This window comes from Cellulomonas sp. 73-92 (genome assembly GCF_001898175.1).
Taxonomy (GTDB): domain Bacteria; phylum Actinomycetota; class Actinomycetes; order Actinomycetales; family Cellulomonadaceae; genus Cellulomonas.
Genome location: NZ_MKTH01000018.1, coordinates 96609 through 115132 on the forward strand (window position 1 = coordinate 96609; position 18524 = coordinate 115132).

The window sequence follows — 18524 nt, forward strand, 5'->3', positions numbered from 1 at the left end:
TGCATCGATGCACCGATCGGGCGCGGAACCACCGAATCGGCGGCCTCGTCGGTCAGTTGCCGCCTCGTCGGTCCGGCGCCGGCTCGTCGGTGCGAACCGTCGAACCGGCTGTCGAGCCGACGAGTCGGCCGGTGAGAGGCTGGGCGGGTGAGCGAGCCGGTCGTCAGGGCGCGGGTGGATGCCTGGACCTGGGCCGTGCGGCTGTTCCCGACGCGGTCGCAGGCGGCGGCCGCCGTGCGGGCGGGGCACGTCCGTGTCAACGGCGAACGGGCGAAGCCCGCGACCCTCGTCGTGCCCGGGGACGAGGTGCACGTGCGCGGCGGCGACATGCGCGAGCGGCTCGTCGTCGTCGAGCGGCTCATCGTCAAGCGCGTGGGCGCGGACGTGGCGGCCGCGTGCTACCTGGACCGCTCCCCGGCGCCGATCCCCCGCGAGCGGATGGCGCTGCTGGCGGTCCGCGACCGCGGCGGCGGGCGCCCGACGAAGCGCGAGCGGCGCCTCACCGACCGCCTGCGCGGCCGCTGAGCTGCGCGCCCGCCGGCCGACCGGTGGGCCCAGCCCGGCCGATCGGTGGGCCCAGCCCGGCCGATCGGTGGGCTCACGCGACGTCGACAGCTGCCTGCGAGGTCGACACCCCCCGCCATCGACGCCGCAGGGTGCTATCGACGTGGCGTGGCGCCGAGGCCGACGGCGCACGTCGCTAGCGACCTGGCGTGGCGCCGAGGCGCTCGGCCAGGGACATCGCGTCGAACGGGGCACGGACCTTGACGTCGTTGTCGAAGTAGACGAGCACGTCACGGCCGGCCTGCGCCCAGCCGCGCACGCGGGCCGCCCACCGGTCGAGCGCGGGCTCGTCGTACCCGGAGGTGTAGAGCTCGGCGTCGCCGTGCAGGCGCACGTACACGACGTCGGCGGTCGGCTCGTCGAGCAGCGGCCAGCGGCCGGCGGTGTCGGCGACGACGACGGCGACGCCGTGCCGGCGGGCGAGCGCGGTGAAGGCCGGGTCGCGGAAGCTGGCGTGGCGCACCTCGATCGCGTGGCGCACCGGCCGGTCCCCGTCCACGCGCAGCCAGGCGCGGTCCGTGAGCCTGTCGTCGTGATGCTGGGCCAGCGCGGACGCGGCGCGGGTGTCGTGCGGGAGCAGGGCGAGGAAGGCGTCGAGGACCTCGGGCTCGAAGGTCGTCGTCGGCGGCAGCTGCCACAGGATCGGGCCCAGCCGCGGCCCGAGGGCCAGGACGCCGCTCGCGAAGAAGTTGGCCAGCGCGGTCTCGACGCCGCGCAACCGCTTCATGTGCGTGACGAAGCGGCCGCCCTTGACGGAGAACAGGAAGTCGTCCGGCGTCTGGTCCGCCCACGCCCGGTACCGCTCGGGCCGCTGCAGCGAGTAGAAGGACCCGTTGATCTCGACCGTGCGCAGCCGCTGCGCGACGTACTCCAGCTCGCGCTGCTGCGGCAGCCCCGCGGGGTAGAAGACGCCGCGCCACGGCGCGTAGCGCCATCCTGAGATTCCCACGCGGACGTCGGCCATGACGGCAGTCTGGGCACGAGGCGCGACACTTGTCCCGTGGACACCCCCCGCATGAACGTCGAGTCGTTCAACCTCGACCACCGCACCGTCAAGGCCCCCTACGTCCGCCTCGCGGACCGCAAGGTGCTCCCCCACGGCGACGTGCTCGTCAAGTACGACATCCGCTTCGCCCAGCCGAACAAGGCCCACCTCGAGATGGACACGGTCCACTCGATCGAGCACCTGTTCGCGGAGAAGAGCCGGAACCACTCGGACAAGGTCGTCGACTTCTCGCCCATGGGCTGCCAGACGGGGTTCTACCTCATCCTCGCCGACGAGTGGGCGTACGACGACGTGCTCGACCTCGTCGAGGCGACGCTCGGCGACATCCTCGAGGCGACGGAGGTGCCGGCCGCCAACGAGGTCCAGTGCGGGTGGGGCGCGCACCACACGCTGACCGGCGCGCAGGACGCCGCCCGGGAGTTCCTCGCGCACCGCGACGAGTGGGCGCAGGTGACCGCGTGAGCGAGGACGCCGCCGGGGAGCAGGCGGCGCCGCAGGCCGCCACCCGCCGGGAGCGGAACGCCGGGCGCAACGCCGGGAGGGCCGCCGGACGGCCCGTGGCGGTCTTCGTCGCGATGGACGAGGAGGCGCAGCCGTTCGTCGCCCGCGCACAGGCGCAGGGGGACGACGAGGTCGTCGGCGGCGCCCGGGTGCGAACCCTGCAGATCGCGGGACGGGACGTGCTCCTGGTCACCACCGGGATCGGTCTCGTCAACGCCGCGGCCGCCGGTGCGGTGGTCGCCAGCGGGCTCAAGCCGACCGCGTTCGTCAGCGCGGGCAGCGCCGGCGGGCTCGGCGACGGCGTGGGCGTGGGCGACGTCGTCGTCGGCGTGTCCTACGCCTACGCGCGGGCCGACGCCCGGGCGTTCGGGTACGTCATCGGGCAGGTGCCGGGCATGCCCGCGACGTTCGCGGCGGACCAGCGGCTGGTCGACGCGGCGCGGTCGTCGGCGGGCGGGCACACGGTGCACGCCGGCGAGGTGGTCTCGGGCGACACGTTCGTCGCCGGCGAGATCGTCGACGAGGTGCGGCGCGACTTCCCCGGCGTGCTGGCCACCGACATGGAGTCGGCCGCGCTCGCCCACACGGCGCACCTGTTCGGCGTGCCCTTCGTCGCGGTGCGCGGCATCAGCGACCTGTGCGGCGCGGCCGAGTTCAGCGCACACGTGGACGACGCCGCCGACCGGGCCGCGGACGTCGTCGTCGGGCTGCTGCAGACGCTGGACTGACGCTCGTCCGGTGGGCGCGGCACCGGCTCGGCTACGGTGAGGTGATGGTGCGGCGCAAGGGGGCGCCCGAACGCGTCGTCGTGGACCTCGGCGCATTCGGCGACGTCGGTGCGAGCGGGACGCCGCCCGACGCCGGTCGGGAGGCCGCGGCGCGTCACGGCGGCATCGGGCTCGACCAGGCCGGGCGCGAGCGGGGCGGGCCTCGCGCCGACGGGGCCGTCTCGTCGTCGGCCGACGAAGAGGTCGGCGCACAGGCTGCGGCGCGAGCACGCGGACCGCGGGCCCGCGGGCTGGTCGCCGTCGGCACGGCGGCGTTCCTCGCCCTGTCCGCGTGGGGCACGTCCACGGAGATCCGCGACCACGAGCGTGCCCGGCAGCTGATGACCGCACCCGGCGGTGTCCTGTCGCTGGCGGAGGCGCCCCGGGTGACCTGGTCGGCGCCGACCGAGTCCGCGGACGACACCGCCTACCTGCCGGGCCTGGTCGTCGTGCGGCGCGGCACCGTGCTGCACGCCCTGGACGCCGGCACGGGCGTCGAGCGCTGGCAGGTGCCCGTCGGCGGGGACCCGACGTGCCGCGTCGCCGCGTCCGGGACGGGCGGTGCCGCGGTCGTCGACCCGATCGTCTGCTGGGGCGGCCTCAACGCGTCGCCGCAGGTGACGGTGGTCCCTGCGGACGGGAGCTCGACGACCCGCGCCCTGGGCCAGGACGTCTCCTGGGCTACCGGCACCACGGACGGCGGCCTGGCGACCGTGCGGGCGATCGGTCCCGAGCCGCCCGCCGGCCAGGTCACGATGACCCCGGCCGACGGCGGCGGCTACTCCCTCGACGGCACCGTCACGCAGGGGCAGGACGTCGTCGTCCGGCTCGAGGACGCCGCGACGGGGGCGCTGCGGTGGGAGCGGACGATCGCGTTCCACCCCGACGGCAACCTCGGGCGCTGCGGCACGGTGGCCGAGGACCGTACGGGCACCCAGCCGACCTACACGTACACGGTGCGGCGGCCGTCGGTCGACGCCTTCGGCGCGTTCCTCGCGGTCTCCGGCTGCGGCGTCGAGGCGACCATCTCCCCCGACGGCGTGGTCACCGGCGCACGGGCCTCGGAGTGGTCGTACGCGACGCCCTACGTCGACGGCGGCGTCCTCGACATCGGCGGGTCGGGCGCGGGGGTCGTCAGCGTGCTGCACGGGTCCGGCGGCGCGGTGACGTTCCCCGGGCAGGTGCTCAACCCGCGGGCGACCGACGGCACGCCCTCCGACGTGGTGCTCGTCGGCTCCGCCACCGTGCCGCTGCGGGCGTTCGGGACGGACGGCGCCGAGCGCTGGCACAACGTCGCGCCCTACGGGGAGCTCCTGGTGCGAACGCGCGACGTCGCGGTGCTGTCGCTGCCCGAGGGAGGCGCCGCCGGGGTCGACCTGCGCACCGGGGAGCGCCTGTGGACGGTGTCGACACTCGTGCCGGGCGCCCAGGGGGCGGAGACCGTGCCGGTCGGCGCGTTCACGGACGGGCACGTGGCGGCCCTGGTCATGGGCCACTACCCGTCCACCGTCGACGACTCCGGTGGCTCGATCACCCTCGGCTCCACGACCGCCGACCTCGTCGGGCTCGACCTCACGACGGGCGCGGTCCGCTGGCGCACGCTCCTGCCGGGCGCGGGCACGTCGATCGACGCGGTCGAGGGGCACCTGGTGCGCAGCGCGCAGGCGGACAGCACGGTCCTCGGGGCCGACGGCCCCGGCGGCGGCTTCGTCCGCCACGCGCCCGGCACGGTGTACGCGCTCGGCTGAGGCCGCGAGCGCGCCGGGCCGACGCTCCGGGCGCTCGCGCCGGCGGCGCGGGTTACCGTTCGACGATGTCGCGTCGCCGCCGCCCGGCGGCCGGCCGCGTGCTCGTCGACCTCGGCGAGCTCGGCCGGCCCGGGACCGGTCACGCGCGGTGGCACGACGATCCGGACCCCCGGGCCACCACGGCGACGGACGACGCAGCCGACGCGGACGACGCCGACCGCCACGCGCACCGCGCCGTGCAGCGCACCCACGGGATCCGGGCGACGGTCGCCGCCGGCACGGTGGCGTTCCTCGCGCTCGCCGCCTGGGGTGCCACCAGCGAGATCGCCGACCACGACCGCGCCCGGCGCCTCGCGGCGGCCCCCGGGGGGTCCTCTCGCTGGCCGAGCCGCCGCGCGTCACCTGGTCGGCGGACACCGAGTCCGCCGACGCGACCGTTGCCATGCCGGGGCTCGTCGTCGTGCGCCGCGGCACGGTGCTGCACGCCCTGGAGGCGGGCACCGGCGTCGAGCGCTGGCAGGTCGAGGTCGGCGGCGACCCGCGCTGCGGCCCCTTCGCGGTGGCGCCCGGCGCCGCGGTGGTCGTCGACCCGCTCGTCTGCTGGAGCGGGTCCGAGGGCGCCGGATCCCGCGTGACCGTGGTGCACGCGGACGGGTCGGCGACCGTGCGCCGGCTCGACCCCGCCGTCGCCGCGGCCGCCGGCACGGCCGACGGCGGCGTCGTCACCGTGCGCCTCGTCGGGCCGAGCCCGGCCACCGACCAGGTGAGCGTCACGCCGACCGGCGGGCTCGACGGGACGCCGGTGACCGGCCAGGACGCCGTCGTGACCCTCGAGGACGCGGTGACCGGCGCCCGGCTGTGGCAGCACACGGTGGCCCACCAGCAGGTCCTGGACCCGGCGAGCTGCGGCTCGGTCACCGTGGACCGCAGCGGGCCGGAGCCGACCTACACCCTCGCGGCCTCACCCCCGTCGGTGTTCGCCTACGCGGGCCTCGTGGAGGTCTACGGCTGCGGCCTGCAGGCGGCGTTCCGCCTCGACGGGACCGTCGTCGCCGACCCCGGGGCGTCGCCCTGGTGGTACGCCCAGCCCTACGTCGACGGCGGCGTGCTCGAGCAGGTCGGCGGGTACCGCGGCGACACCGAGGTCGCCAGCGTGCTCCACGGACCCGGCGGCGTCGTGACGTACCCGAAGCAGGTGCTCGACCCGTGGGCGACCGACGGCACGTCGCCGGGGCTGGTGCTCGCCGGCTCCGCAGGCGTGCCGCTGACCGCCTACGGCCCCGACGGCGGGGTGCGCTGGCAGGCCACGCACGTCTACAGCACCCTGCTGGTGCGGACCGCCCGGGTCGCCGTCCTCACGCGGACGTACGGGGGGATCGCCGGCGTCGACCTCCGGACCGGCAGGGAGCTGTGGGTGGACCCGGACCTCGTGGCGGTGGACGCGGGCACCGTCCCGCCACGGGCCGCGTTCACCGACGGGCGCCGTGCCGCCCTCGTCGTCGACGTCGACGCGACGAACGCCCACGCCGCGTCCGGCGAGTCCACCGTCGCCACCACGGTCCTCGTCGCCCTCGACCTCGCGACGGGCGCGGTCCGCTGGCGGACCACGCTGCCCGAGGGTGGCTCGTCGGTGGTCGCGGTCGAGGGCCACCTGATCGACACGGCGCGCGCCAGCTTCACGTTCGTCGCGCCGGACGGCCCGGGCGGCGGGGCCGTCAACCACTCGCCCGGCACGGTGCACGCGCTCGGCTGACGGCCCCCGCGCCGCCGCCGACCGGCCGGCGCTAGCGGCGCTCGACCACCACCGGGTGGCCGTCGGGCCGGAGCCCGGCCGCCACGCGCGTGCGGGCGTTGGCGTGGACCGACCAGCGCGGCACGGTGGCGCGCAGCACGCCGGCGGCCACGATCCCCATCACGCCCATGACGACCGCGCCCCCGGCGAGGCTGCCCAGGCCGGCACCGGCGGCGACCGCGAGCGGCCCCGCGGCTCCCCCGGCGTCCGAGAACAGCCGCCACACCCCGAGGAACTGCGGCCGGACGCCCGGCGGCGCCACGTCCGCCCCGAGCGTCATGATCATCCCGGCGCCGATGCCGTTGGCCAGGCCCATCGCCATGGCGATCACGGCCAGCCACGCGGCCGACGAGGCCAGGGGCAGCAGCATGAGGGTCGCACCCAGCGCCACCATGGACGGCACGGCCACCGCCAGCCGCCCGCGCCGGTCCATGAGCTTGCCAGCGGGGTAGAACACCACCGTGTCCACCAGCCCGGACAGCCCGTAGACCAGGCTCGTCGTCGCCGGCGCGAGCCCGAGGTGCTCGCCCCACAGCGGGATGACCACCTGGCGGGCGGCCCGCGTCGCGCCGACGAGCAGCACCGCGATGCCGAGCTGGACGAACACCGCGCGGTGCTCGACGAGCACACGCCGCAGGGACACGGGCGCGCCGCCGCGGACCGCGGCGACCCCCGCCCCCTCGACGTCCGGGACCACGGCGACGACGACGCCGGCGACCACCGTGACGGCCAGCCCGAACCAGAACACGCCGACCGTGCCGAACAGGTGCACCACACCGGCACCGAGGAACGGCCCGACGAACATCCCGATGCGCCCCACGCCGCCCAGCGTCGACAGGGCCCGCGCCCGGTACAGGGGCGGCGTGATCTCCGTGAGGTAGGCCTGCCGGGCGAGCATGTACACCGAGTTCGTCGCGCCCGTCAGCAGCACCGCGAGGCCGAAGAGCAGCGGGCCGCCCGCCAGCGCGCAGCCGACGAGCGTCACGCTCGTCGCCACCGCCGCGATGAGCAGCGCCCGCCGGTCGCCGACGCGGGCCGCGAGAGCGCCCGCCGGCGCGTCGCCGAGGATCTGCCCCACCGCGAGCATCGCGGCCAGCAGGCCGGCTACGCCCAGGGACGTGCCGAGCTGGACGGCGCGGATGGCGACCATCGGCGTGACGGCCCCGATGCCCGTCTCGAAGCACAGCGCCGGCAGGAAGACCCCGAGCAGCGCCTGCCGGGACAGGAAGCCACCGGTCGCGTCCTCGGTCCGGGCGGAGCTCATCGTTCGAAGGCCGCCGCGGGGTCGTCCGACAGCGCGCTGGCGAGGCGGCCGTGCATGTGGGCCTGCATCGGCGGCAGGTCGTCGAGGTCGAACCAGGCGGCGTCGGTGTTCTCGCCGTCGGCGGGGTGGGGCTCGCCGGAGACGTACGCGCAACGGAACGTCAGGTCGATGTACTGCGAGCGATCGCCGTTGGCGTAGGTGACGGGCTCGGTGACCCCGACGGACGCCAGCCGTGTCGCCGTCGCGACGACGTTCGCCTCCTCGAGCACCTCGCGCACGGCCGCGACGGCGGGCTGCTCCCCCGGGTCGACGATGCCGGTGACGGGCGTCCACTGGCCGTTGTCGGCCCGCCGCACCAGCAGCACCTGGCGCCCACGGAGCACCACCGCGGTGACGCCGGCGAGCCAGAGGGGGTCGTGCCCGATCTTCGCGCGCAGGGCGAGGACGAAGTCAGGGGTGGCCACGGGAGGCGATGCTACGGCTCCACCTCGAAGCCCGACCAACCCGCCGGGTCGTCGTCGGCGACGACCACCCGGGCGACCCGGGCCCAGCGCGGGCCCTCGCCCAACGCGCTGACCAGCGCGTCGACCGCCGCCGCATCGCCCTCGGCGTGGACCTCGACGCTCCCGTCGTCCCGGTTGGACACCCAGCCGCGGACGCCGAGGCGCTGCGCCTCGCGCGCGGTCCACCACCGGTAGCCGACGCCCTGCACGTCCCCGTGCACCACGGCCCGACGAGCGATCACACCCCCATGGTGACGGCGTCAGCCCTGCTGAGGCGAGGCGAGGGGTGCCTCCGCCCGGCGTGCCGCCGCCTTCGCCCGGCGCAGGCGGGCCTCGGCCTCGCGGACGAGCTCGTCGGGTGCCGCCGTGCCGGGGACCGACCACGCCACCGCCGAGTGAAGCCACGGCCAGGCCGCCGGCGGGATGCCACCCGAGGGGGTCAGCAGCGCCGTCACTGCCTGCTGCCGCACCGCGTCGGCCTGGGCGGCGGCGCGCAGGTCGTCGGCCGGCGGCAGGGTCGCCAGGACCGCGAACCGGTCGCCGTCCACGCGCCCCGCCTCGCAGCCGGGTGGCAGGGACTCGCCGAGCCGGCTCGCCAGCTCGGCCAGCAGCGCGTCGCCGTTGGCCTGCCCGTAGCGGGCGTTCGTGTCGGCCATGCCGCGCACGTCGAGCAGCACGAGCACCACGCGCGCCTGCGTGCGCGCGGCCATCTCGCACCGGCGGGTCAGCGAGTGCCACGTGCTGGGCCGGCCGGGCAGGCGGGTGAGGGGGTCGTGCGTGGACCGCTGCGCCAGGGCGCCGACCAGGGCGAGCACCAGGTCGGCGGCGCTCGCCGAGCCCCACGCCTCGCCACGCACGAGGACCTCGTCGTACCGGCGCTCGCCGGGACGCTCCATCGCGCGGGTGGCCACCTCCGCGACGGGGGCCTCGGGTGCGACCACGAGCGCCGACCAGTCCGTGACGTCGCCCGTCGCGCGGCGCTCCAGCACCGCCCGCCCGTACCCCAGCCGGCCGGTCATCGCGCCGGTGAACCTGCTGCGCGTGACGAGGCCGACCCGTCCGTCGCCGTCGTCGAGCACCGCGACGCAGGGCAGGTCCTCGTCGCGGAAGACCACCTCGAGGTCGGCCACCGGCAGGCCAGAGCCGACGACGAGGACGGGCCGGGCCAGGTCGCGGGCGACCCCGGCCAGCCGGCCCCGGCCCGGTGCGGCCGTGTGCTGCGCCACCGCGGTGAGCTCGTCGTGCATGCCGGAAGTGTCGGCGCGCGCGACGAGCGGAACCGGACCAAGCGGACACGACCGGTGAGTGTTGGCCGGACGTTCACGCGGGGGTCACCTGCGGTGACGGCGCTCGAAACACGGGCCGCCGGGACGAATGCCCGGCAGGATGGGCGGGTGACTGTGACCGAGCCGGCATCCGGCGACACCAGGCGGCTGCGCTGCGCCCTCTTCGTGGACTTCGACAACGTGCTCATCGGGCTGCAGCAGCTCGACGCGCGGCTCGCCGACCGCTTCGCGACCGACCCCGGGCACTGGCTGGGCGAGCTGGCCACCGGGGCCGACGACGACGGCACGTTCACCCGCCGCTTCCTCGTCCTCAACTGCTACCTCAACCCGGCGCGGTTCTCCGAGTTCCGGCCGCACTTCACGCGGGCGGGCTTCCAGGTGGTCGACTGCCCGTCGCTGACGCAGCAGGGCAAGTCGAGCGCCGACATCAACCTGGTCCTCGACGCGGTCGACGCCCTGGCGGCCCCGACGCGGTACGACGAGTTCGTCATCCTCTCGGCCGACGCCGACTTCACGCCGCTGATCCAGCGCTGCCGCGCCAACGACCGGCGGGTCACCGTCGTCACGGCGAGCCCCGCCGCCAGCGCCTACCGGGCCGTCGCGGACACCGTGATGGACGCCACCGCCTTCGTCGAGCTCGTCACCCAGACCGGCGCCCTCGCCGGCGAGGACGCCTCCGGAACGGCACCGACGATCGCCGTCCCGGCGCAGCGGGCACCCGAGCCCTCGGGCGAGGCCAGGACGGCCGCCGCGCCGAAGCGACCGGCCTCGTCGGCGGGCTCGCAGAAGGGACGCCGCGCCATCGTGCGGCTGCTGCAGACCGCCGACCGCCCGGTCCCCCTGTCCGCCGCGGCCCAGGCGGCCCAGCAGGCCGACCCGAACCTGCCGGGCTCGAAGTGGGAGTCGGCCGGCACGTTCAGCGCCTGGCTGGCACGCGAGCTCCCGGACCTGCGGACGACGAAGGAGCAGCCCGGCGGCTACGTCTGGGACCCGACGCGGTTCGACGACGCCGACCTGCCGGCCGCCCCCGCCAGCCCGAAGGACGTCACCGAGGTCCAGCAGCGCGTCATCAGGGTCACCGACATCCCGGGGCTCACCCAGGCGACGTACGGGGTGCTGCTCGGCCGGCTCGCCGCCGACGTCCACACCCACCCCTTCGACACCACCGCCACCGCCCGCCGCGTGTACGAGGCCTGCCAGAAGGCGGGCGCCAAGGTCGGCCAGGCGACCGTGCGCCAGGTGATCGCCGGGATCCTCTACTCCGGTCTCAAGCTGACGGCCAGCAAGCCCGACGCCCGCCAGCTGGCCAAGGCCTGGGCGGACAACGTCATCGGCCTGTGCCGCGGGGCGCAGATGCAGCTGAGCAAGGCCGACGAGAAGAACATCCGCACGTGGGTGACCGGCGGGCTCCTCGAACCGTCTCACTGACCGTCGAGGAAGTGCTCCACGAGGCGGGCCAGCGGCTTGGGGTGCGTGATCGGCAGCATGTGACCGGCGCGCTCCACCGTGGCCAGCCGCGCGTTCGGCAGGCTCGTCGCGATGAGCCGGCTGTGCCGGGGCCGGACCACGTCGCGCCGGCCGACGACGACCAGCGCGGGGATGTCGACCCGCACGAGGTCGGACGGCTCGATGTGGGGGTCCTCCGTCATCAGCGCCAGCCGCTCCGCGAGGGCCTGCGCCCGCGGGTGGGCGGCGAGGCGCACGGCGCGGTGAAGCAGGCGCGTCGAGGCCAGGCTCGACGCCCGCAGGCCGTCCGGGAACAGGTTGGCGCCGACGACGACGAGCCGCCCGATCCGCCCGGTGTGCCGCAGCGCCAGCTCGAGGGCGATGTTCCCGCCGTCGGAGAAGCCGAGCAGGTCGACGCTCGCCAGCGCGAGCGCCGCGAGGGCGTCGTCGACGTCGTCGGCCATCCGGGCGATCGTCAGCGGCCCGTCGCCGCGGGGCGACCCGCCGCCGCCGCGCGAGTCCAGCGCCACCAGCCGGTGGTGCGGCGCCAGGATCGGCACCATCCGGTCGAAGACGTGGTGCGTCTCGCCGTTGCCGTGGAGCAGCACGAGGGCGCGGCCGTGGCCCGTCTGCTCGGCCCACAGAGGCCCGGCCATCACACCCACGACTCGACCTTAGGCACGTTCCCCGACGAACCTCGAGGAACGCCCGGGATCGGGCGCGGCGCTCACCGCACGGCGTCAGGCGCCGCGGCGGAGCTCCACCAGCACCTCGTCGTGCGCGGTCTGGGGGAACATGTCCAGCAGCCGGCCCCGAACCGGCCGCAGCGACGGCATCGCCGCCAGGTCCGTGGCCAGGGACTCCGCGTGGCACGACGAGTAGAGGACGCGGGGCACCCCGGACGCCTCGAGCCAGCCCGCGAGGGCCGCACCGATCCCCCGCCGGGGCGGGTTAACGACGACGACCTCGGGCACGTCGGCGGCCGGTGCGCCCAGCGCGAACGCGGTCGCGTCCCCGGCGACGAACTCGGCGTCCAGCCCGGCGGACGCCGCCGACGAACGGGCACCGGCGACGGCGGCCTCGCTCGTCTCGACACCGAGCACGCGCGCCCGGGTCGCGGCGGCCGCGTGCAGCGCGAAGCCGCCCACCCCGCAGTAGAGGTCCCAGAGGGACGCGGGCGGATCGTCGGCCAGCCAGGTGGCCGCCTGCCGGTAGAGGGCGGCCGCCACGGCCGAGTTCGTCTGGAAGAAGCCCTGCGGGCGCAGCCACAGGTCGATGCCGCCCAGCCGCATCCGCAGCGCCGACGCCTCCGTGAGGAGGATCTCGCGCTCGCCCTCGAGGAGGGCGGCGTGCGCGGGCAGCACGTTGACCGAGGCGACCGCGACCTGCGGCAGCTCGGCCAGCAGCGCCGGCAGGTGCTTGCGGATCCGCGCCAGCGACTCGGTGGAGCGGAGCACGAACCGGACCATGAGCTCGCCGTCGGGCGACACCGTCACCAGGAGGTGCTTGAGCTCGCCGGACCGTTCCGGCACGGCGTACGGGACCAGCCCGGCACGGGTGACGAACGCGGCCAGCACCGGGAACGTCGCCGCGAGCCGCTCCTCGTACAGCAGGCAGTCCTGCAGGTCGACGCCGCGGTGGTCCACGTCGAGGATGCCGAGCGTCGGCGCGTCGAGGGTGCCGCCGACCACGAGCTTCGCCTTGTTCCGGTACCCGGCCGGGGCGCTGGGCACCGGCGCCTCCCAGGCGATGTCGCCGAACGGCGCCAGCAGCCCCGCGGTGTGCGCGGCCTTGCCGGCGAGCTGCTCGTGGTACGGGACCGCGAGCAGCGTGCACGAACGGCAGCGGCCGTCGTCGTACGCAGGGCAGAACACCCCCCGAGCGTACGGAACGACCACGGGACGGACGGCCCGCGGGCGGCCCGCGGCCCCGGCGCAGGATGGGGCCGACGACGACGAAGGAGACCTCATGGTGCGGATCGGCGACTCGGACCTGGACGTCCTGCCGCTGGCGGTGGGCGGGAACGTGTTCGGCTGGACGGCCGACGAGCCGACGAGCTTCGCGCTGCTCGACGCGTTCGCGGAGGCACCCGGGCTGTCGATCGACACCGCCGACGGGTACAACCGGTGGGTTCCCGGCCACGTCGGCGGCGAGAGCGAGGCGATCATCGGCCATTGGCTCGCCGCCCGCCCGGGCAAGCGCGACGACGTGGTGATCGCGACGAAGGCCGGCCGGCACGCCGACCTGCAAGGCCTCGCCCCCGCGACGGTCGCCGCCGCGGCGCGTGCCTCCCTGGCGCGCCTGGGCACCGATCGCATCGACCTGTACTGGGCACACTTCGACGACCCGGAGGTGCCGCTGGAGGAGACCGCCGCCGCGTTCTCGCGGCTCGTCGACGAGGGCCTGGTGCGCTGGATCGGCCTCTCGAACTACTCGGCCGAGCGGATCGACGAGTGGTTCGCGATCGCGGCGCGGGACCACCTGCACGCGCCCGTAGCGCACCAGCCCGGCTACAGCCTGGTCGAGCGCGGGTTCGAGACCGGCACGCGCGACGCCGCCGCCCGCCACCACCTCGGGGTGCTGCCCTACTACGCCCTGGCCTCCGGGTTCCTCTCGGGCAAGTACCGCCCCGGCCACCAGCCGGAGGGAGAGCGCCTGGGCCGGGCCTCGCAGTACTTCACCGAGCGGGGCTGGCGCGTGCTCGCGACGCTCGACGAGGTCGCCGCGGCGCACGGCGCCGCGGTGGCGTCGGTCGCCCTGGCCTGGCTGCGGGCGCAGCCGACCGTGGTGGCACCGATCGCCTCGGCGAGCCGGGTGGACCAGGTGCCGGCCCTCCTCGCGTCGACCACGCTCGAGCTGACCCCCGACGAGCTCGCCGCCCTGACGTCCGCCTCCGCCTGACCCTGAGCCCGCCCGCCTCCCCGCCCCCGGACTCGCCGCCCACCTCTGCCGAGCGCCCACCTCGTCACCCAGACCGGGCCTTCCGACGTCCGCAAGGCACGGTTTCGGCGATGAAGTGGGCGCTCGGCGGTGCGCGTCACGGCCGGTAGCGTCGGCGGGGTGCGGCTGACGCAGTGGGTGGGCGAGCAGGACGAGCGGACGGCACTGCGCCGGCTTCGTCGGGCGCTGCCGCGCCGGGGCGACGCCGGCACCGCCCTGGGCCGCACCCGCGCCGAGCTCGACGAGATCGTCCGGCGAACGCTGGGCCTCGAGGTGCACGACGAGCAGTGGCTGGCCGTCCTCGCGATGCAGGACGGACGGGTCGTCGACCTCGACACCGGCGAGGGCAAGACGCTCGTCGGCGCGCTGGCCGCGGTGCTGGCGGTGCGCGACGGACGGCGCCTCCACGTCGCCACGGTCAACGACTACCTCGCGGCGCGCGACGCGCAGTGGATGCGCCCCGTCTACGAGGCCGCCGGCGTGAGCGTCGCCTCGGTCACGTCGCTCACGCCGCCCGACGAGCGCCGCGCCGCCTACCGCCACGACGTCGTCTACGCCCCGCTGACCGAGATCGGCTTCGACCTGCTGCGCGACGGCCTCGTCGAACGCCCGGCCGACCGGGTCCTCGACGGCCTCGACCACCTGGCCGTCGACGAGATCGACGCCCTCCTCGTGGACCAGGCGCGGATCCCCCTGGTCATCGCGGGCGCGTGGGGCGAGCGCGAGGGCGACCTCGCGGTGCGGGCCGCCGAGGTGGTCGAGGCCCTCACCCCGGGGGACGACTTCGAGGTCGACGAGGGCCGCACGGCCGTGTGGCTCACCGAGCGCGGCACGCGCCGCGTCGAGCGGTCGTTCGGGGGGATCCGGCTGTACGACGAGGGCGGCGCACCGACCCTGACGGCCGTCAACCTCGCGCTGCACGCCCGCGAGCTCGTCGTGCGCGACGTGGACTACCTCGTCGTGGACGGCGCCGTCAAGCTCGTCGACATCGCCCGGGGCCGCGTCGCGCACCAGCGGCGCTGGCCCGACGGGCTGCAGGAGGCGGTCGAGGTCCGCGAGCGCCTGCAGCGGTCGGAGGCGGGCGTCGTCCTCGACCAGACGACCGTGCCGGCACTGACGCTCGCCTACCGCTCCGTGACCGGCATGAGCGGCACCGCCGCCGGCGCCCGGGAGGAGCTCGACACGCTGTACCGGCTCCAGGTGGTGCGGATCGCACCGCACCGGCCGTGCGTGCGGAAGGACGAGCCGGTGTGCGTCTACGCCGGCGCGCAGGACGCGGACCGGGGCCTCGTCGCGCGCGCCGCGCAGGCGCACCGGTCCGGCCGGCCGGTGCTGGTCGGCACGCAGTCGGTCGCGGCGTCCGAGCAGGTCGCGGCGCTGCTGGACGAGGCGGGCGTGCCGAACGTCGTGCTCAACGCGAAGAACGACGCGGCCGAGGCGCACCTCGTCGCCCGCGCCGGTGAGGTCGGCACCGTCACGGTGTCGACGCAGATGGCCGGGCGCGGCACGGACATCCGGCTCGGCCCGGGGGCCGCGGAGGCCGGCGGCCTGCTCGTGCTGGCGCGGGGCCTCTACCCGAGCTCACGCCTCGACGACCAGCTCCGGGGCCGCTCCGGCCGGCAGGGCGACCCCGGCGGCTCCGCGGTCTACGCCGCGCTGGACGACGAGGTCGTCGCGACCGCCGCCGACGCGGACTGGTCGGGGCAGGCCGGGCCGGACGGGCTGGTGGCGGCGCGCTCCGCCCGCGCGCTCGTCCTGCACGCGCAGAAGGTGGCCGAAGGCTCCGACCTGGCGACGCTGCAGGAGACGTGGCGCTACCACGCCGTGGTCGCCGCGCAGCGCGCGGCCGTCCAGGCGGAGCGCGGGCGGATCCTCGAGCGGGACGACGACCTGTGGCGTGCGGTGCGGCTCGCCGTCCTGGACCGCGCGTGGAGCGACCACCTCGGCCTGCTGACGGACCTGCGCGAGTCGGTCCACCTGCGCGTCGTGGCGCGGATGAACCCGTGGCTGAGCTTCAACCACGACGCCGAGGAGGCGTTCGCCACCCTGCTCGACGATGCCCGCGACGAGGCGGACCGCCTCGTCACCGGCACCCCCGACGCGACGAGCCTCGCCGACCTGGGGTTGCGCCGGCCGTCCGCGACGTGGACCTACCTGGTCCACGACATGGTGCTGGGAGACGACGTCGATCGCGCGACCCGCGCGCTGCGACGCCGCCTCGGGCGCCTCACAGGTCGCGACGAAGCCGGGTGAGCGGGATCCCGAAGATCGACGGCGGCGGCTCGGGCAGATGGTCGTACCCGGCCTCGACCTCGGGGAAGCCGCCCTCCGGGGCCGGCCCGACCCACACCCGCCAGTACTTCCCGTCGTGGTAGACCAGGCCGGGCGCCCACAGCACCGCCTTGCCGGCGGCCGCGAGCTGGCCGCGCAGCTCCGCGAGGTGCGACGTCGGCACGAACCCGACGTACCGGTTGCGCCACTCGATGACCACCCGCTCGGCGGCACCGGTGACGAACTGAGCCTCGATGACGACCGGACCCCCCTTGCCCTCGCCCGGGCGCAGCGCGGAGCGGATCGACTGCTGCATCGCCGGTGCTTCGGTCGCGACGAAGCCGCCGGCCACGTCGGCGGAGACGGGCGGAGCGTGGTGCCACGGGGCGCTCGGGTTCACCCTCGCATCGTCCCACCGACCGGGCCCGTCCCGTCACCGGAGCGGGCCGCGGGGGTCCGGCTCCCCCCACCGGCGTAACGTCACCAGGGCGGGCGAGCGACGGGAGCGGGACGCGTGACGGTCGAGGCGAGGAGCGGCGCCGGTGCACCGGTCGGCGCGCGCCGCCCACGGGCACGTCTGCGCGTCGTCGTCGTCATCCCCTGCCTGGACGACGCCGGGTTCCTCGCCGCCTGCCTGGAGGCCCTCGCCCACCAGACACGACGGCCCGACGAGGTGGTCGTCGTCGACAACGGCTCCACCGACGCCAGCCCGGACGTCGCCCGCCGCGCCGGCGCGACGCTCGCGCACGAGAGGCGCCGCGGCATCTGGCCCGCCGCCGCGCGCGGCTACGACGTCGCCGCACGCTCGGCCGACGTCATCGCCCGCCTCGACGCCGACTCGGTGCCGCCCGCCGACTGGGTCGAGCGCGTCGCCGGTGCGTTCGAGGCCGACCCCGCCCTGGACGTGCTCACCGGCGGCGCCCGGTTCTACGGCGGCAACGCGTTCATGCACTGGGCGGGCGAGCACTGGTACATCGGGGGGATGTACCGGGTGCTGACACCCGTCTTCGGCCACGCGCCGATCTTCGGGTCGAACTTCGCGATGCGGACCTCGGTGTGGCGGCGGACCCGGGGGCGGGTGCTGCGCCGGGACCCCACGGTGCACGACGACCTCGACCTGTCGATCCGGCTGCCGGCGGGCACCCGGGTCCGGTACGACCCGACGCTCGTGATGCCCGTGTCCGCGCGGCCGTTCGCCACGCCCGGGTCGCTCGGTCTGCGGCTGCGGAAGGCCTACGTCACGTTCCGTGCGACGTGGCCCGCGGGGGCGCCGTGGGTCAAGCGGGCCTGGGGACGGCGCACGACGAACCCGGCGCGCGAGCGCGTCCGCCTGCCGTAGCGGCTACGCGCGACCGGCGGCGTCCGCCGCCGCGAGGAACGCCAGCACGTCGGCCGCCATCTGCCGGGGCGTGGTCTCCACGGGCGAGTGGCCCGTCGCGTAGAGCCGCACCTGCGCGCCGACCCGCTCGGCGAACGCCCGGTGCCGCGCCGCGGTCCACAGGTCGCCGTGACCCGCCGTGACCAGGGTCGGGATGCCGCTGACCAGGAGCTTGTCCTCCACGTCGGGCACGTGCATCAGCGCCGCCATCGCGTCGACCACCGACTCCGGGCGGGTGTACCGCAACCGGTGGCTCACCAGGCGGTACCGCGCGCTCGTCGTCCGGTTGAGGTTCCACCGCACGCCCCACGTCATGAGGCCGGCAGCCCCGCGCGCCCGGATGACGCGCCCCAGCGGGCCGATGATCCGCACCTTCGCCAGCGCGTTGCCGGCCACCGGCGGCGCCGACACGAGGGTGAGGCTGCGCACCCACTCGCGGCGCCGCACGACGAGCTGGGCGGCGACGACGCCCGCGAACGAGTAGCCGATGAGGTGCGCCGGTCCGTAGGCGTCCAGCAAGGCCTCGGCGTCCGCCAGGTGCAGCGCAAGGTCGTACCGGCCACCGGGCTTCGGGCCGGCCGCGTGCGACTGGTACTGCCCGGCGAGGTCGACGGCGATCACGCGGTAGCCCGCGCGCGCGAGCAGGGGCGCCACGAGGGCGAAGTCCTCCTTGGACCCGGTCACGCCGGGCAGGGCGAGCACCGGCACCCCGCCGGCCGGCCCCCACTCCGCGGCGGCCAGCGTGCCGCTCGGGGCGTCGAACGTGCCCAGCCGCGTGCCCTGCGGCAGCGTCACCCAGTCGAAGTCACGGATCTGCTCGGGCGTCGGCCAGCCGTCGTCCCCCGGGACGAGCACCCCGCCCATCACGCCGTCGCCCTCCGTCCTGGTGGCCACCGCACCTGCGCGGCGCGAGGCTACCCGCTTCACGCACAGCGCACAGGGGGCGCCCCGTTGTTCCCGCCCAGCGCTCGCCGGGTTGCTGAACGGGTGTCACCATCATGAGGCGGGTGACGTGCCACTGGCACGAAGGGGGCAGTCATGGTTGTCGCCACCGGACG

18 protein-coding genes are annotated in these 18524 nt (G+C 76.0%); 9 read left to right on the plus strand and 9 right to left on the minus strand.

Translation table 11 applies throughout. The annotated features are described in order from the left end of the window. Window positions 1-147: 147 nt before the first annotated feature. A complete protein-coding gene (locus tag BGO37_RS13185; protein WP_291755561.1) occupies window positions 148-525 on the plus strand; it encodes an RNA-binding S4 domain-containing protein in 378 nt (125 codons plus the stop codon). Window positions 526-700: 175 nt separating this feature from the next. Here BGO37_RS13185 and BGO37_RS13190 read toward each other — a convergent pair whose 3' ends face one another. Further along, complete coding sequence (locus BGO37_RS13190; RefSeq protein ID WP_291755565.1) at window positions 701-1528, minus strand: DUF72 domain-containing protein; 828 nt, start codon at window positions 1526-1528, stop codon at window positions 701-703. A 51-nt stretch (window positions 1529-1579) separates the two neighbouring features. Here BGO37_RS13190 and BGO37_RS13195 point away from each other — a divergent pair, with 51 nt between their 5' ends. The 4 genes from BGO37_RS13195 to BGO37_RS13210 all read left to right on the plus strand — a co-directional run bounded on the left by BGO37_RS13195 (window position 1580) and on the right by BGO37_RS13210 (window position 6339). Further along, window positions 1580-2032, plus strand: a complete 453-nt coding sequence (locus BGO37_RS13195; RefSeq protein ID WP_291755837.1) for an S-ribosylhomocysteine lyase — start codon at window positions 1580-1582, stop codon at window positions 2030-2032. After that, window positions 2029-2799: a 5'-methylthioadenosine/S-adenosylhomocysteine nucleosidase gene (gene mtnN, locus BGO37_RS13200; protein WP_291755566.1), complete on the plus strand. Its 771-nt coding sequence runs from the start codon at window positions 2029-2031 to the stop codon at window positions 2797-2799. Before BGO37_RS13195 ends, mtnN begins: the two co-directional genes overlap by 4 nt. Window positions 2800-2843: 44 nt before the next feature. Beyond that, window positions 2844-4586, plus strand: coding sequence for a PQQ-binding-like beta-propeller repeat protein (locus BGO37_RS13205; RefSeq protein ID WP_291755567.1), 1743 nt, complete (start codon window positions 2844-2846; stop codon window positions 4584-4586). A 442-nt stretch (window positions 4587-5028) separates the two neighbouring features. Continuing rightward, on the plus strand, window positions 5029-6339 hold the full coding sequence (locus BGO37_RS13210; RefSeq protein ID WP_291755569.1) for a PQQ-binding-like beta-propeller repeat protein: 1311 nt from the start codon (window positions 5029-5031) through the stop codon (window positions 6337-6339). A gap of 31 nt (window positions 6340-6370) precedes the next feature. On the opposite strand, the gene BGO37_RS13215 is transcribed toward BGO37_RS13210, so the two are convergent. Genes BGO37_RS13215 through BGO37_RS13230 form a run of 4 tightly spaced genes read right to left on the minus strand, consistent with a single transcriptional unit; the run spans window position 6371 to window position 9392 of the window. Next, entirely contained in the window at window positions 6371-7642 is a 1272-nt protein-coding gene (locus BGO37_RS13215) for an MFS transporter (RefSeq protein ID WP_291755570.1), read from the minus strand. Further along, on the minus strand, window positions 7639-8106 hold the full coding sequence (locus BGO37_RS13220; protein ID WP_291755572.1) for an NUDIX domain-containing protein: 468 nt from the start codon (window positions 8104-8106) through the stop codon (window positions 7639-7641). The genes BGO37_RS13215 and BGO37_RS13220 overlap by 4 nt, the downstream gene beginning before the upstream one ends. 11 nt (window positions 8107-8117) lie before the next feature. Further along, on the minus strand, window positions 8118-8387 hold the full coding sequence (locus BGO37_RS13225; RefSeq protein ID WP_291755573.1) for an acylphosphatase: 270 nt from the start codon (window positions 8385-8387) through the stop codon (window positions 8118-8120). Window positions 8388-8405: 18 nt separating this feature from the next. Then, the gene (locus tag BGO37_RS13230) at window positions 8406-9392 is read right to left on the minus strand and encodes a GGDEF domain-containing protein (RefSeq protein WP_291755575.1); all 987 of its coding nucleotides are present in this window, start codon (window positions 9390-9392) and stop codon (window positions 8406-8408) included. Between the two features lie 147 nt (window positions 9393-9539). Between BGO37_RS13230 and BGO37_RS13235 the strand changes: the two genes are divergently transcribed. Further along, window positions 9540-10859: an NYN domain-containing protein gene (locus BGO37_RS13235; protein WP_291755576.1), complete on the plus strand. Its 1320-nt coding sequence runs from the start codon at window positions 9540-9542 to the stop codon at window positions 10857-10859. Here the strand turns inward: BGO37_RS13235 and BGO37_RS13240 are convergent. Then, the gene (locus BGO37_RS13240) at window positions 10853-11533 is read right to left on the minus strand and encodes an alpha/beta hydrolase (RefSeq protein WP_291755577.1); all 681 of its coding nucleotides are present in this window, start codon (window positions 11531-11533) and stop codon (window positions 10853-10855) included. The two genes, BGO37_RS13235 and BGO37_RS13240, sit on opposite strands and share 7 nt — an antisense overlap. 84 nt (window positions 11534-11617) lie before the next feature. Beyond that, the gene (gene rlmC, locus BGO37_RS13245; RefSeq protein ID WP_291755579.1) at window positions 11618-12751 is read right to left on the minus strand and encodes a 23S rRNA (uracil(747)-C(5))-methyltransferase RlmC; all 1134 of its coding nucleotides are present in this window, start codon (window positions 12749-12751) and stop codon (window positions 11618-11620) included. Window positions 12752-12845: 94 nt separating this feature from the next. On the opposite strand from rlmC, the gene BGO37_RS13250 reads away from it, so the two are divergent. Next, on the plus strand, window positions 12846-13778 hold the full coding sequence (locus BGO37_RS13250; RefSeq protein ID WP_291755580.1) for an aldo/keto reductase: 933 nt from the start codon (window positions 12846-12848) through the stop codon (window positions 13776-13778). 159 nt (window positions 13779-13937) lie between these two features. Next, window positions 13938-16070, plus strand: coding sequence for an accessory Sec system translocase SecA2 (locus tag BGO37_RS13255; protein ID WP_291755582.1), 2133 nt, complete (start codon window positions 13938-13940; stop codon window positions 16068-16070). Here BGO37_RS13255 and BGO37_RS13260 read toward each other — a convergent pair. Then, window positions 16045-16488: a hypothetical protein gene (locus BGO37_RS13260; RefSeq protein WP_291755583.1), complete on the minus strand. Its 444-nt coding sequence runs from the start codon at window positions 16486-16488 to the stop codon at window positions 16045-16047. The genes BGO37_RS13255 and BGO37_RS13260 overlap by 26 nt on opposite strands. A 114-nt stretch (window positions 16489-16602) precedes the next feature. Here BGO37_RS13260 and BGO37_RS13265 point away from each other — a divergent pair, with 114 nt between their 5' ends. Next, complete coding sequence (locus BGO37_RS13265) at window positions 16603-17427, plus strand: glycosyltransferase family 2 protein (protein WP_291755584.1); 825 nt, start codon at window positions 16603-16605, stop codon at window positions 17425-17427. 3 nt (window positions 17428-17430) lie between these two features. On the opposite strand, the gene BGO37_RS13270 is transcribed toward BGO37_RS13265, so the two are convergent. Next, complete coding sequence (locus BGO37_RS13270; RefSeq protein WP_291755586.1) at window positions 17431-18360, minus strand: alpha/beta fold hydrolase; 930 nt, start codon at window positions 18358-18360, stop codon at window positions 17431-17433. Window positions 18361-18524 lie beyond the last annotated feature (164 nt).

What these genes read in the sequence shown, in the direction of transcription:
- BGO37_RS13190 (WP_291755565.1), bottom strand. Translation starts at nt 1,528, where the DNA reads ATGGCCGACGTCCGCGTGGGAATCTCAGGATGGCGCTACGCGCCGTGG.
- BGO37_RS13195 (WP_291755837.1), top strand. Translation starts at nt 1,580, where the DNA reads ATGAACGTCGAGTCGTTCAACCTCGACCACCGCACCGTCAAGGCCCCC.
- BGO37_RS13205 (WP_291755567.1), top strand. Translation starts at nt 2,844, where the DNA reads ATGGTGCGGCGCAAGGGGGCGCCCGAACGCGTCGTCGTGGACCTCGGC.
- BGO37_RS13210 (WP_291755569.1), top strand. Translation starts at nt 5,029, where the DNA reads ATGCCGGGGCTCGTCGTCGTGCGCCGCGGCACGGTGCTGCACGCCCTG.
- BGO37_RS13215 (WP_291755570.1), bottom strand. Translation starts at nt 7,642, where the DNA reads ATGAGCTCCGCCCGGACCGAGGACGCGACCGGTGGCTTCCTGTCCCGG.
- BGO37_RS13230 (WP_291755575.1), bottom strand. Translation starts at nt 9,392, where the DNA reads ATGCACGACGAGCTCACCGCGGTGGCGCAGCACACGGCCGCACCGGGC.
- BGO37_RS13240 (WP_291755577.1), bottom strand. Translation starts at nt 11,533, where the DNA reads ATGGCCGGGCCTCTGTGGGCCGAGCAGACGGGCCACGGCCGCGCCCTC.
- BGO37_RS13250 (WP_291755580.1), top strand. Translation starts at nt 12,846, where the DNA reads ATGGTGCGGATCGGCGACTCGGACCTGGACGTCCTGCCGCTGGCGGTG.